The 13,291-nt window shown below is 61.8% G+C and carries 10 protein-coding genes; 9 read left to right on the top strand and 1 reads right to left on the bottom strand.

Features of this window, described 5'->3' with window-relative positions:
- Nucleotides 1-19 precede the first annotated feature (19 nt).
- On the bottom strand, nucleotides 20-1,348 hold the full coding sequence (locus PQV96_RS11915) for an IS4 family transposase (RefSeq protein ID WP_207375710.1): 1,329 nt from the start codon (nucleotides 1,346-1,348) through the stop codon (nucleotides 20-22).
- A 135-nt stretch (nucleotides 1,349-1,483) separates the two neighbouring features.
- Here PQV96_RS11915 and PQV96_RS11910 point away from each other — a divergent pair, with 135 nt between their 5' ends.
- From PQV96_RS11910 to PQV96_RS11870, 9 genes are all read left to right on the top strand, one after another.
- The gene (locus PQV96_RS11910; RefSeq protein ID WP_273623053.1) at nucleotides 1,484-3,127 is read left to right on the top strand and encodes a 3-(methylthio)propionyl-CoA ligase; all 1,644 of its coding nucleotides are present in this window, start codon (nucleotides 1,484-1,486) and stop codon (nucleotides 3,125-3,127) included.
- A gap of 128 nt (nucleotides 3,128-3,255) precedes the next feature.
- Nucleotides 3,256-4,488, top strand: coding sequence for a branched-chain amino acid ABC transporter substrate-binding protein (locus tag PQV96_RS11905; protein WP_207372999.1), 1,233 nt, complete (start codon nucleotides 3,256-3,258; stop codon nucleotides 4,486-4,488).
- A 68-nt stretch (nucleotides 4,489-4,556) separates the two neighbouring features.
- Nucleotides 4,557-5,510, top strand: coding sequence for a branched-chain amino acid ABC transporter permease (locus PQV96_RS11900; protein ID WP_207372998.1), 954 nt, complete (start codon nucleotides 4,557-4,559; stop codon nucleotides 5,508-5,510).
- A 4-nt stretch (nucleotides 5,511-5,514) separates the two neighbouring features.
- The gene (locus PQV96_RS11895; RefSeq protein WP_207372997.1) at nucleotides 5,515-6,840 is read left to right on the top strand and encodes a branched-chain amino acid ABC transporter permease; all 1,326 of its coding nucleotides are present in this window, start codon (nucleotides 5,515-5,517) and stop codon (nucleotides 6,838-6,840) included.
- A 2-nt stretch (nucleotides 6,841-6,842) separates the two neighbouring features.
- Nucleotides 6,843-7,628 (top strand): ABC transporter ATP-binding protein, encoded by a 786-nt coding sequence (locus PQV96_RS11890; protein ID WP_207372996.1) that lies wholly within the window; start codon nucleotides 6,843-6,845, stop codon nucleotides 7,626-7,628.
- 3 nt (nucleotides 7,629-7,631) lie between these two features.
- Nucleotides 7,632-8,327 carry an ABC transporter ATP-binding protein gene (locus tag PQV96_RS11885; protein WP_066695903.1) on the top strand — a complete coding sequence of 232 codons (696 nt, stop codon included), beginning with the start codon at nucleotides 7,632-7,634 and terminating at the stop codon, nucleotides 8,325-8,327.
- Nucleotides 8,328-8,535: 208 nt separating this feature from the next.
- Nucleotides 8,536-10,635, top strand: coding sequence for a 3-hydroxyacyl-CoA dehydrogenase NAD-binding domain-containing protein (locus PQV96_RS11880; RefSeq protein ID WP_273623052.1), 2,100 nt, complete (start codon nucleotides 8,536-8,538; stop codon nucleotides 10,633-10,635).
- Nucleotides 10,636-10,674: 39 nt separating this feature from the next.
- On the top strand, nucleotides 10,675-11,850 hold the full coding sequence (locus PQV96_RS11875) for an acetyl-CoA C-acyltransferase (RefSeq protein ID WP_273623051.1): 1,176 nt from the start codon (nucleotides 10,675-10,677) through the stop codon (nucleotides 11,848-11,850).
- Between the two features lie 274 nt (nucleotides 11,851-12,124).
- On the top strand, nucleotides 12,125-13,072 hold the full coding sequence (locus PQV96_RS11870; RefSeq protein WP_273623050.1) for a helix-turn-helix domain-containing protein: 948 nt from the start codon (nucleotides 12,125-12,127) through the stop codon (nucleotides 13,070-13,072).
- Nucleotides 13,073-13,291: the final 219 nt, after the last annotated feature.

Below are 13,291 nucleotides of genomic sequence, written 5' to 3'. Positions count from 1 at the left end.
CATCTTAGGAGCATCCCTTTCAAGGTCTTGTCCCCGCAGCCTGTTTGAGGACACGAGCGGTGGACAGCTGCTTGCGAGCCACAGCGCCAGCCACGTATCCCCCAGGCTTTCCCTTCTTGGGGCCGCGCTTGGCCGTGGCAACACTGCGCGGGTTGACCGTCCTTGCCAGGCGCAGCAGATGCTGCGCAACCTCCCCGCCTGACGCCTCGCACCACGATTGCCACACCTCAGATGGCAGCGCGATGAGCATGCCCTGGTAGTCGCTGGCCACATGCACGCCCAGGTGATAGGTCGAGACATCCAGACCAGGCGCTCGCTCGCAGTGCGCCCGCTCCACGCAGCGCTTGAGTAGCGCCAACACGTTGAACGCCAGCACTGCTGCAGCAAACCCCAACAGCGCCGCACGCGGGTGGCCCAAGGTCCGGATCTCGCTGTGCAGCACCGATTCGAGCCGTCCGAACAAGCCCTCGATGCGCCAGCGCTTGCGGTACAACTGCGCAATGGTGGCCGCGTCGATGCTCGCCGGCAGGTTGCTCCACAAGGCAATGCTTTGGTCACCCGCTTCGGTGGGCGCCTGCAACTGGATCTCGATGCGGCGCCAGGACGGCGGGGCGAGCACCGTCTCCTGGGTGGCCGCCAGCTCAATGGCTTGCTCACGCACCTGCCCTGTCTCTGTTGGCACGGCTTCGCTCCAGGGGCCGGTATTGTCCAACTTCGGGTGCCTGGCGTGCTCACGCACGATAAAGCCCGCTTGGCGCTGTTGCCAGCCCTGCAGCAGGGTGCGGGTGCAGAAGTGGCGGTCGGCAATCCACACCTGGCCCTGCTGGGCCTGCTGCAGCAAGGTGGCCGCGCCTACGCGCTCGCTCTCGTGCGCGTCCTCGCAGGCCAGGATGTCCGTGACCAGGGCGCTGTCGGGGTCGTAGACCACCAGCGTGTGGCCCGGCATGGCCGCTCCCCGGTGCGAGCGCAGTGGCGCCAGGCGTTTGTCACTGGCTGGCAAATGGTTGCCATCGAGAATGCGCAGTTGCCAGCCCTGTAGGCTGGGCTGGCTGCCTACCGCAGCAACCACCGGCTGCAGGCGCGCCGCGCTGCCTTGCACCAGTGCCCGCAGCACCTGGGGCTCTGTGCGCTTGACCTTGTCGTACAGCGCCGCCAGCGTGACGGGCAACTGCGCCATCTTCTTGGCCGCCGCGTGCAGCGAGGGGCGCAGCCCCAGGCTCACCAGCATCATCAGCTCCACCACGCTGGAGAACAGCAACTCGCGTGGATATTGGCGTTGGCGGCTGGTCTGGAACACTTCATCCACCCAGCACGCCGGCAAGGCATGCTCCAACGCCACCCGGGTCATCACGCTCACCGGCGCATGGCTCTCAAACCTCTCCAAGACTTCTTTCCACATCCGCAGTTCTCCCTCTGTGGGGCGAAGGTTACTGCTGCGGGAGCAGGGACAACACCTTGAAAGGGATGCATCTTAGGAGCCAACATGCTGGGTTTGATGCAGAGCCAACCGCTGCTTATTTCGTCGATGATCGAGTTTGCCGAGCGCCACCACGGTGATGCAGAAATCGTCTCTCGCCGGGTGGAAGGCGATATCCACCGTTACACCTACCGCGACCTGGCGGCCCGCGCCCGCCGGCTGGCCAACGCACTGGATGCCCAGCAGTTGCAATTCAGCGACCGTGTGGCGACCCTGGCCTGGAATGGCTACCGCCACATGGAGATGTACTTTGGCGTGAGTGGCTCGGGCCGCGTGCTGCACACCATCAACCCCCGCTTGCACCCTGACCAGATTGCCTGGATCGTCAACCACGCCGAAGACCAGGTGCTGTGCTTTGACATGACCTTCCTGCCGCTGGTGCAGGCGGTGCACGCCAAGTGTCCCACCGTGAAGCAATGGGTGGCACTGTGCGATGCCGACAAGCTGCCTGCTGATTCGGGCATTCCAGGGTTGCTGAGCTACGAGGCCTGGATTGGCGCGCAATCGGCGGATTACAGCTGGCCCGAGTTTGATGAAAACTCTGCATCGAGCATGTGCTACACCAGCGGCACCACAGGCAACCCCAAGGCCGCGCTGTACAGCCACCGCTCCACCACGCTGCACGCCTACGCTGCGGCGCTGCCCGATGTGATGTGCCTGTCGGCGCGCGACTCGGTGCTGCCCGTGGTGCCCATGTTCCACGTCAACGCATGGGGGATTCCTTACTCTGCGGCCCTGACGGGGTGCAAGGTTGTTTTCCCCGGCCCCGCCCTCGATGGCAAGTCGGTCTACGAACTGATCGAAGCCGAGCAGGTGACCTACGCAGCAGGCGTGCCCACCGTGTGGCAGATGTTGCTGGGCCACATGAAGCCCGCCGGGCTGACGTTCTCGTCGCTCAAGCGCACGGTGATTGGTGGCTCGGCCTGCCCGCCGGCCATGATCACGGCCTTCCAGGAAGGCTATGGCGTCACGGTGCTGCACGCCTGGGGCATGACCGAGATGAGCCCTCTGGGCACGCTGTGCACCCTGAAGAACAAGCACCTTTCCCTGCCCAAGGAAGAGCAGATGAAGATCGTGCAAAAGCAGGGCCGCGCCATTTATGGCGTGGACATGAAGATCGTGGGCGGCGATGGGGAAGAACTGCCTTGGGATGGCAAGACCTACGGCGATTTGCTGGTCAAGGGCCCGTGGATTGTGGGCAGCTATTTCAAGGGCGAGGGCGGTGACCCGCTTATCAAGGATTCGCGTGGCCGGGGTTGGTTCCCCACGGGTGACGTGGCCACGATTGATGCCGATGGCTTCATGCAGATCACTGATCGCAGCAAGGACGTGATCAAGTCTGGCGGCGAGTGGATCAGCTCCATCGACATTGAAAACATCGCCATGGCGCACCCCTCCATCCAGATGGCAGCCTGCGTGGGCATGCCCCACCCCAAGTGGGACGAGCGCCCCATCGTGGCGGTGGTCAAGCGCCCCGGCACCGAGGTGACCCGAGAGGAACTGCTCGCGTTCTACGAAGGCAAGACAGCCAAGTGGCAGATCCCCGATGACGTAGTGTTTGTGGATGCCATCCCGATCGGTGCCACCGGCAAGATGCTCAAGACCAAGCTGCGCGAGCTGCTCAAGGACTACCGTCTGCCAGGACTTTGAAGCTTGCGTGACATGGGGTTTTTCCTTGGTCAGTCGCGTGCGCGATAGCTGCTAGGGGCAATCCCTGAGGGATCAGGGATTGCAACAAGGTACGCTGAGCCTTGTCCGATTCACAAGGAGACAAAACCATGAAATTTGCTATCAAGACCGTAGCGGCTTCCGTCCTTTTGATGAGCGCTAGCGCAGTTTTTGCCCAACAGGGGCAGACCGTCAAAATTGCCTGGCTTGACCCTCTCTCGGGCTTGATGGCAGCCGTGGGAACCAACCAGCTCAAGAGCTTCCAGTTCCTTGCAGAAGAGTTCAACAAAAAGAACCCTGCCGGCGTCAAATTTGAAATCATTGGCATCGACAACAAGCTCAGTCCCCAAGAGACCACGAGCGCCTTGCGCTCGGCCATGGACCAGGGTGCACGCTATGTGGTGCAAGGCAACGGCTCCGGCCCGGCTCTTGCCATCATGGATGCGCTGGAAAAGCACAACGCCCGCAACCCCGGCAAGGAAGTGCTGTTTCTGAACTACGCTGCGGTGGACCCAGATCTCACCAACAGCAAGTGCAGTTACTGGCACTTCCGCCTGGATGCCGACACTTCCATGAAGATGGAAGCCCTCACGACCTACATGAAGGACCTGCCCGAGGTTAAAAAGGTCTACCTGATCAACCAGAACTATTCGCACGGTCAGCAGGTGTCCAAGTACGCCAAAGAGATGATGGCCCGCAAGCGCCCTGATGTGCAGTTCGTGGGTGATGACCTGCACCCGCTGGCACAGGTGCGCGACTTTGCCCCCTACATCGCCAAGATCAAGGCTTCTGGCGCAGACAGTGTGATCACCGGCAACTGGGGCTCTGACCTGGCCCTGCTGATCAAGGCCGCCAACGATGCTGGCCTGAACAACGTCAACTTCTACACCTACTACGGCTCCGTCACGGGTAGCCCCACCGCCATGGGTGCCGCTGCTGCAGGCCGCGTGTACATGGTGGCCTATGCTCACATGAACTTGCCTGGCCCGCTGAACAAGATCGTGGTGGACTACAAGAAAAAGTTCAACGACGACATGTATACCGGCTCCATCTACCACGCGTACACCATGCTTTCCGAAGCGTTTGTGAAGGCCAAGTCCACCGACCCCGTCAAGGTGGCGGCTGTGATGGAAGGTATGAAGTTCAACAGCTTCAACGGTGAAGTGGAAATGCGCAAGACGGACCACCAGCTGCAGCAAGGCCTGTTCATCTCCAAGTGGGAAAAGGCCGGCGGCAAGTACCCCATCGACTCGGAGAACACCGGCCACACCTTCGTGCCCGTGAAGTACTACGAACCCTATGTGGCCAGCACGCCCACGTCGTGCCAGATGAAGCGCCCTTGAGTTCGGCCGCTTAGCTTCGAGGCCCGACGTACTCGGGCCTTTTTTTTACCCAGCATTGAAAAATTCCCATGAATCTTGAGTTTTTCGTGATCTCTTTGCTGAACGGCGTCAGCTACGGGCTGCTGCTGTTCATGCTGAGCTCAGGCCTCACGCTGATCTTCAGCATGATGGGTGTGCTCAACTTTGCGCACACCAGCTTCTACATGCTAGGTGCCTACTTTGCGTACACCATCTCAGGGGTCGTGGGTTTCTGGCCAGCGCTTGTCTTGGCCCCGCTGGTCGTGTTTGCGCTGGGTGCCGGGTTTGAGCGCTACTGCCTGCGCAGGGTGCACAAGTTCGGCCACGTGCCAGAGTTGCTGGTCACCTTTGGCCTGTCGTACCTGATTCTAGAAGTGGTACAGCTGGTATGGGGCCGCTCTACGGTGCCTTATGGCCTGCCTGAGCAACTGCAGGGCCCGCTGTTCACGCTGTATGGCACGCAGTTCCCCAAGTCGCGCTCGTTCGTGATGCTGGTGGCGCTGTTGATGCTGCTGTCGGTGTGGCTGCTGCTCACCCGCACACGCATTGGGCTGGTGATTCAGGCCGCGCTGAAATACCCCGAGATGGTAGAAGCCCTGGGCCACAACGTGCCGCGGGTGTTCATGCTGGTGTTTGGCGGCGGTGCGGCGCTGGCCGGGTTGGCGGGCGTGATTGGCGGCAACACCTATGTCACAGAACCGGCCATGGCGGCTTCTGTAGGCTCCATCATCTTCGTGGTGGTGGTGGTGGGCGGCATGGGTTCGCTGGCCGGGGCGTTTCTCGCTTCGCTGCTCATCGGCATCGTGCAGACCTTTGCTGTGGCGCTGGACTACTCGCTGATCCACGCGTTCAAGATGATCGGCGTGGCCGTCACCGAGCAGACTTTTGGCTACCCCCTGCTCAGGCTCACCATCTCGCAGGTCGCGCCCATCTTGCCGTACCTGTTCCTGGTTCTGATCCTGATCTTCCGCCCCAAGGGCCTGCTGGGTACCCGGGAGGACTGACCCCATGACTTCATCCACCACATCATCGGCAGCTGGCCCTGTGTCGTATTACCGGTTCAAGCCCTGGAACATCGGGCGCATCGTGATCTGGTCGCTGTTCGCGATTGCGCTGATCGTCGCGCCCATGCTGTTTCGCAGCAGCCTGGCGCTGACCATGCTCTCGCAAATCGGCTACCTCATCATCATCTGCCTGTCCTACAACATGCTGCTGGGGCAGGGGGGCATGCTCAGCTTTGGGCATGCGGTTTATACCGGGCTGGGCTCCTTCATCGCCATCCACGCCATGAACATGGCCACCAAGGGCTCGGCGGGCATTCCGCTGGTGCTCATTCCACTGGTGGGCGGCCTGGCTGGGGCGTTCTTTGCCATCCTTCTGGGCTTTGTGACCACCAAGAAGTCTGGCACCACCTTCGCCATGATCACGCTGGGCGTGGGCGAGCTGGTGGCCGCCATGGCGCTGATGTTCCCTGAGTTCTTCGGGGGCGAGGGCGGCATCACCACCGACCGTGTGTACGGCACGCCCTTCTTCGGCATCACCTTCGGCCCGGCCATCCAGGTGTATTACCTGATCGCTGCGTACTGCTTTGTGTGCACTGCAGCCATGTTTGCGTTCACCGGCACCCCGCTGGGCCGCATCTTGAATGCGGTGCGCGACAACCCCGAGCGTGTGGAGTTCATCGGCTACAACACCCAGCGCGTGCGCTACTTTGCGTTCATCATCGCGGGCTTTTTTGCGGGCATTGGCGGCGGCTTGGCCACCATCAACTTTGAAATCATCACCGGGGCTGACAGCCTGAGCGTGTTGCGTTCCGGGGGCTACCTGCTGTTCACCTTCCTGGGCGGGGCCACGTTCTTCTTTGGGCCCATCATTGGTGCGGTGCTGCTGGTGCTGGCTTCGGTGCTGCTGTCCGAGCTGTCCAAGGCCTGGCTCTTGTACCTGGGGCTGGTGTTCCTGTTCATGGTGATGTACGCGCCTGGCGGCATCGCCAGCCTGATCATGATGAACCTGCGCCTGGCCAAGTACGGCAAGCTGCGGCCCTTGTGGGTTTCGTACCTGGGCTTGGCTGGCACGGGCCTGGTGGGTGTGCTGGGTGCAGCCTGCATGGTGGAGATGACCTACCACCTGCAACTCAACGCAGCTGTGGGGCCCGAGATGAACTTCCTGGGTGCCACCATCAACGCCAAGAGCCTGACCAGCTGGTTTGGCGCGGGCTTTGTGCTGCTGACAGGAGGCGGGTTGTTTGAGCTGTGCCGGCGGCAGTTTGCCAGGCAGTGGAGTTCCATACAGGAAGAGATCGAGCATGAAATCAAGCGCGGGGAGGCTTTGTAACCATGGCGGCTGACAACGCAACCTACGCGCTGGAACTGCGCGACTTGCGCAAGAGTTTTGGCAAGACAGAAATCATCCGCGGCGCCAATCTGGCCGTGGCTCCTGGAGAGCGGGTGGCCATCATTGGCCCCAATGGCGCGGGCAAGTCCACGCTGTTCAACCTCATCAGCGGGCGCTTCGCACCCACCAGCGGCGATGTGATCTTGAACGGCCAGCGCATCAACGGCATGGCCCCGTACGAGATCAACCGCAGGGGCCTGTCGCGCAGCTTCCAGATCACCAACATCTTCCCCAAGCTGTCGGTGTTTGAGAACCTGCGCTGCAGCGTGCTGTGGAGCATGGGCTACAAGTACACCTTCCTGCGCTTTCTCTCGAACCTGGACGATGCCAACGAGCGCGCCAAAGAGCTGATGGAGATGATCAAGCTCGACAAGAAGCGTGACACCCTGGCCATGAATTTGACCTATGCCGAACAGCGTGCGCTGGAAATCGGTATCACCATCGCAGGTGGTGCCAACGTGATCTTGCTGGACGAGCCCACCGCTGGCATGAGCAAGAGCGAAACCACGCGCTTCATTCACCTCATCAAGGAAGTGACCGTGGGCCGCACACTGCTGACCGTGGAGCACGACATGGGCGTGGTGTTTGGCCTGGCCGACAAGATCGCCGTGGTGGTGTACGGCGAGGTGATTGCATTCGATACGCCTGCCAACGTGCGCGCCAACCAGCGCGTGCAAGAGGCCTACCTCGGCTCCTCCGTAGCGGATGCGCAGGGAGCGGGACACTGACCTATGCTGAAAATTGACAACCTCCACGCCTACTACGGCAAAAGCCATGTGCTCCATGGCGTGAGCTTTGATGTGCAACCCGGTGAAATCGTGGCGCTGCTCGGGCGCAACGGTTCAGGCCGGTCCACCACCGCCAAGGCCATCATGGGGATGGTGGATTGGGAAGGCTCCATCAACTGGAAAGGGCAGGAGCTCCGCGGCAAGAAGGCCTATGAGATCGCCCATCTGGGCCTGGGCTACGTGCCCGAAAGCCGCGATGTGTTCCCCAACCTGACGGTGCACCAAAACCTGATGCTGGGGCAAAAGGGCAACGGCAAAAATAGCCGCTGGTCGTTTGACGACATGTACCAGATGTTCCCGCGCCTCAAGGAACGCCAGCACACGGAAGCGGGCGTGATGTCGGGGGGCGAGCAGCAGATGCTCACGCTGTGCCGCACCCTGATGGGAGACCCCGACCTCATCATCATTGACGAGCCGACGGAGGGCCTCGCGCCCAAGATCGTTGAGCTGGTGGGCGAGTATCTGCAGGCCCTCAAGGCCCGGGGAATCTCGGTGCTGCTCATCGAGCAAAAGCTCACCATCGCCATGACCATTTCAGACCGCGCCCTGGTGATGGGCCATGGCGCCATCGTGTTCCAGGGCACGCCCGACAGCCTGCGGGCCGACAACTACATCCGCAAGGAGTGGCTGGAAGTTTGATGCCAGGATTTCAAGTGTGATTGCGAGTGACTCCAAGCCCTGTTTCCACAACGGGGTTTTTTTTTGGATGGGGGCGCCGCAGTGCGGTGTTTCCCTTGTTTTGTCCCAAGCGGGACAAACAGACACGCTCTGTCACTGGCAAAGTCACCCTCAGCCACTACAATAAAATCGCACGACCGTTCTTTTTTACTTTGCAAGGGACAACAGCATGACCGCTGAATACAAAGTCCACGGCTCCATCGCCGTGATCACCATGTCGAACCCGCCCGTCAACGGGCTTGGTCTTGCCACCCGGCAAGGCATTGTGGACGGTTTGCAGCGGGCCAATGCCGATGCTGCCGTCAAGGCCATCGTCATCACGGGCGCTGGCGGTGCCTTCTCCGGCGGGGCTGACATCAAGGAATTCGGTACCGACAAGTCGATGCAGGAACCCAACCTGCACTCCGTCATCAACGCGGTGGAGAACTCTGGCAAGCCCGTGGTGGCTGCCATTCACACGGTGTGCATGGGCGGGGGGCTGGAGCTGGCCCTGGGCTGCCACTACCGCGTGGGCGCCCCTGGTTGCCAGGTGGCCCTGCCCGAAGTGAAGCTGGGCATCCTGCCCGGTGCCGGCGGCACGCAACGCCTGCCCCGCGTGGTGGGTGTGGAAGCCGCGCTCAACATGATCGTGAGCGGCGAGCCCGTGAAGAGCGAAATGATCGGCGCGGTGCCCGGCCAGAAGCTGTTCGACAAGATGGCTGCATCGCCCGAAGCCCTGGCTGAAGAAGCCCTTGCTTTTGCGGCCAGCATTGCCGATGTGCGCCCACTGCCCCTGGTGCGCAACCTGCCTTGCAAGCACCCCGAAGGCGACGCGTACTTCCAGTTTGCGCGCAACATGGTCAAAGGCATGGCCAAGAATTTCCCTGCGCCCGCCAAGTGCGTGGACGCCGTGGAAGCTGCCACCAAGCGCAAGTTTGCCGATGGCCTGGCGTACGAGCGCGAGCTGTTCATCAACCTGATGTGGACGCCTGAATCGCGCGCACTGCGCCACCTGTTCTTTGCAGAGCGTGCTGCCAGCAAGATTCCAGACGTGCCTTCTGACACCCCCAAGCGCGACATTCAAAAAGTGGGCGTGATCGGTGCAGGCACCATGGGTGGCGGCATCAGCATGAACTTCCTGAACGCAGGCATTCCCGTCACCATTCTGGAAACCAAGCAGGAAGCCCTGGACCGTGGCGTTGCCACGATCAAGAAGAACTATGAAGCCCAGGTCAAGAAGGGCAAGCTCAAGGAAGACAAGTACGCACAGCGCATGGCGTTGCTGAGCACCACGCTGAGCTATGACGACCTGAAAGACTGCGACCTCATCATCGAAGCCGTGTTTGAAGAGATGGGCGTGAAGGAAGCTGTGTTCAAGCAGCTCGACGCTGTGGCCAAGCCCGGCGCCATCCTGGCTTCCAACACGTCCACACTCGATGTGGACAAGATCGCTGCGTTCACCAAGCGTCCGCAGGACGTGGTGGGCATGCACTTCTTCAGCCCCGCCAACGTGATGAAGCTGCTGGAAGTGGTGCGTGGCAAGGAAACTGCCAAGGATGTGCTGGCCACCGTGATGGCTGTGGCCAAGAAGATCAAGAAGACCGCCGTGGTTTCGGGCGTGTGCGATGGCTTCATCGGCAACCGCATGATCGAGCGCTACAGCCAGCAAGCCGGCTTCCTGCTCGACGAAGGCTGCACGCCCCAGCAGGTGGACAAGGCCATCGAGAAGTTCGGCTTTGCCATGGGCCCCTTCCGCATGGGCGACCTGGCAGGCAACGACATTGGCTGGGCGATTCGCAAGCGCCGTGCGGTAGAGCAGCCCGACATGAAGTACAGCAAGACGGCAGACCTGCTGTGCGAGATGGGCCGCTTCGGCCAGAAGACTGGCGCAGGCTGGTACGACTACCAGGCCGGCAAGCGCGATGCGATTCCGAGCGATGTGGTCAACAAGATGATCGAAGAGCACCGCAAGACGCTGAGCGTTCCTCCGCGCAAGGTGTCCGACGAGGAAATCGTGCAGCGCCTGGTGTTCGCGCTGGTGAACGAAGGCGCCAAGATTCTGGAGGAGGGCATTGCCAGCAAGTCCGGCGACATCGACATGGTGTACGTGACGGGCTACGGCTTCCCCATCCACCGTGGTGGCCCCATGCACTACGCCAGCGAAGTCGGCCTGTTCAACGTGGTGCTAGCCATGAACCGCTTTGCCCAGAACCCCATGGACGACGCCAGCGCCTGGGCGCCCGCACCGCTCCTGGTCAAGCTGGCCGCTGAAGGCAAGGCCTTCCAGTAAGCAGCCGCTTGCACCGCATTACCGAATAAAGGAATTCACATGACATCCGCAGTGATTGTTTCCACCGCCCGCACGCCGCTTGCCAAAAGCTGGAAGGGCTCTTTCAACATGACCCACGGCGCCACGCTGGGTGGCCACGCCGTGCAGCACGCTGTGCTGCGTGCAGGCATCGACGGCGCCGACGTGGACGACGTCATCATGGGTTGCGCCACGCCTGAGGGGGCCACGGGCAGCAACATCGCGCGCCAGATTGCGCTGAAAGCGGGCCTGCCCATCACGGCATCGGGCGTTACCGTCAACCGCTTTTGCTCGTCGGGCCTGCAGACCATTGCCATGGCAGCGCAACGCATCATCGCTGGCGAGGCCGATGTGTTCGTGGCCGGTGGCGTCGAAAGCATCTCCTGCGTGCAGCAAGAGATGAACCTGCACATGATCCAGGACCTGGCCTTGGCCAAGCAAAAGCCCGAGATCTACTGGAGCATGCTGCAGACCGCCGAGCAAGTGGCCAAGCGCTACAACATCGGCCGCGAAGCCATGGACGAATATGGCGCCGCCAGCCAGCAAAAGGCTTGCGCAGCCCAGGCCGCTGGCCTGTTCGATGCCGAAATCGCCCCCATCACCGTGACGGCCGGTGTGGCCGACAAGACGCTGGGCCTGATCACCAAGCAAGTCACGGTGAGCAAGGATGAAGGCACGCGCGAAGGCACGACGGTGGAGGCCATCAGCGGCCTGCGCTCGGCGCTGCCCGGTGGCCTGATTTCGGCCGGCAATGCCAGCCAGTTCTCTGATGGCGCCGGTGCCTGCGTGGTCACCAGCGAAGAGTACGCCAGCAAGAAGGGCCTGAAGCCTCTGGGCCGTTTCCTCGGCTTTGCGGTGGCCGGCTGCGAGCCTGACGAAATGGGCATTGGCCCCGTGTTCGCCGTGCCCAAGGTGCTCAAGAAGCTGGGCCTGACGGTGCAGGACATCGACCTGTGGGAGCTGAACGAGGCTTTTGCCGTGCAGGTGCTGTACTGCCGCGACAAGCTGGGCATCCCGGCGGACCGCCTGAACGTGAACGGCGGCGCCATCGCCCTGGGCCACCCCTATGGTGTGTCGGGCCAGCGCCTCACGGGCCATGCGCTGATCGAAGGCAAGCGCCGCGGGGCAAAGAAAGTCTGCGTGACCATGTGCATTGGCGGCGGCATGGGCGCGGCGGGCGTGTTTGAAGTGTTGTAGTTGCTGACGACGGGTTGAAGCGAACACGCCCTGCGCAGGCCGGACGCCAGCCTTCCACAGTCGGGGGTGGAACGGCCTGCCAACGGGCGGCTTCAAGTTGACAACGCAGCTTCGTCGCGCTGTGTCGCGCAGAGGAGATGCCAAGGGTGCGCGCCGCTCGACCGCATGAAGGCCACGTCCAATCTTGCTCGTTCTCAGAGCGCAGTCCGCAAATGGGGTTAACCCCGATGTAGGCGCCGGTTGCTTTGATGAAAATCAAACCTTTGGCCTGCATATGGGCCTGCCGGAGTTGCTGTTTATGAGTCAACTTGTTGCGCCTGATGAAGTTCCCCGCTGGATACCCGGCCAGCTGACGCTTGACAGCGTGCCGGTCGGTTGGGATCAGGTGACGCTCAAGGGCTATCAGTACACGTCCCTTGACGTTGAAATTCCCTCCATGCGCGACTACATGCTCGTGCGTTACAAGTGCGATGACGCGGTCATGAGCCGGCGCGCAGGTGGCGCTTGGCGCAGCGAGCGGGTGGGGCGGGGCGTGTGTTCGCTGCTGACGCGCGGCGAGTCGTCTCAGTGGAAGTGGGACCGCCCGATTGACGTCACGCACATCTACCTGGCGCACACCGAGCTGTGCCGTGTCGCCGAAGAAGTTTTTGAGCGAAGCGTGAGTGATGTGGGCATGGAAGACTGCGTGCGTGCCCAGGACGACATCCTGCCCGGCCTAATGTCCGCCTTCGAGTCCGAGTTGGAAAGCGGCGGGCTTGGCGGCGGGCTGTACCGGTCGTCGCTGGTGAATCAGCTTTGCGTTCATCTGCTTCGCCGCTATGCCAAGGCCGGCGTGCGCGAGGTGCCGCTGGCCGGCCGCATGGCAGATTGGCAGCGGCGGCGCCTTGTGCAGTATGTCGAGGACAACCTGGATCGCAACCTCAAGCTCGATGAGATGGCGCGCGAGGCGGGCGTGAGTGTGTCCGGGCTGATCCGCAAGTTCCATGCAGAGTTTGGCTGCGCACCGCACGCCTATGTTTTGCGCCAGCGCCTGGAGCGCGCCCGGCGCCTGCTCAGCCGTCCGGTGGCTGTGCCGCTGAAGTGCATTGCCATGGACTGCGGCTTCTCCGACCAGAGCCATCTGGTGCGCCACTTCAAGCGGGCTTTCAAGCAAGCGCCCGTGGAGTACCGCAGCACGGTGAACGCGGCGGCGCTGCGCGCGACCGAAAATTTCATCAACTGAGCGGCCTGCTGGTCAAACCCGACGATGGACGAGGTCAGGGTCCTCATCCATGTGGCACGCGCCAAGCGGGGCCTGGGGGCGATCTGTTGATCCGGCGGGATTTATTCGCCAACCCCGTTCGGGCTGAGCCCTTCGACAAGCACAGGTTGAACGGGGTTATGTCTCAGCAATAAACCGTGCAATATCAATAATTGACGAGTACCAATGTCAGCTGCCCGT

The sequence above is a fragment of the Acidovorax temperans genome (genome assembly GCF_028596105.1).
Lineage (GTDB): Bacteria > Pseudomonadota > Gammaproteobacteria > Burkholderiales > Burkholderiaceae_C > Acidovorax > Acidovorax temperans.
Note: the sequence above shows the minus strand (reverse complement) of the source record. Positions and strands in the feature narration are given on the sequence as shown.

What these genes read in the sequence shown, in the direction of transcription:
- PQV96_RS11915 (WP_207375710.1), bottom strand. Translation starts at nt 1,348, where the DNA reads ATGACCCGGGTGGCGTTGGAGCATGCCTTGCCGGCGTGCTGGGTGGAT.
- PQV96_RS11875 (WP_273623051.1), top strand. Translation starts at nt 10,675, where the DNA reads ATGACATCCGCAGTGATTGTTTCCACCGCCCGCACGCCGCTTGCCAAA.
- PQV96_RS11890 (WP_207372996.1), top strand. Translation starts at nt 6,843, where the DNA reads ATGGCGGCTGACAACGCAACCTACGCGCTGGAACTGCGCGACTTGCGC.
- PQV96_RS11895 (WP_207372997.1), top strand. Translation starts at nt 5,515, where the DNA reads ATGACTTCATCCACCACATCATCGGCAGCTGGCCCTGTGTCGTATTAC.
- PQV96_RS11900 (WP_207372998.1), top strand. Translation starts at nt 4,557, where the DNA reads ATGAATCTTGAGTTTTTCGTGATCTCTTTGCTGAACGGCGTCAGCTAC.
- PQV96_RS11885 (WP_066695903.1), top strand. Translation starts at nt 7,632, where the DNA reads ATGCTGAAAATTGACAACCTCCACGCCTACTACGGCAAAAGCCATGTG.
- PQV96_RS11870 (WP_273623050.1), top strand. Translation starts at nt 12,125, where the DNA reads ATGGGCCTGCCGGAGTTGCTGTTTATGAGTCAACTTGTTGCGCCTGAT.
- PQV96_RS11880 (WP_273623052.1), top strand. Translation starts at nt 8,536, where the DNA reads ATGACCGCTGAATACAAAGTCCACGGCTCCATCGCCGTGATCACCATG.
- PQV96_RS11910 (WP_273623053.1), top strand. Translation starts at nt 1,484, where the DNA reads ATGCTGGGTTTGATGCAGAGCCAACCGCTGCTTATTTCGTCGATGATC.
- PQV96_RS11905 (WP_207372999.1), top strand. Translation starts at nt 3,256, where the DNA reads ATGAAATTTGCTATCAAGACCGTAGCGGCTTCCGTCCTTTTGATGAGC.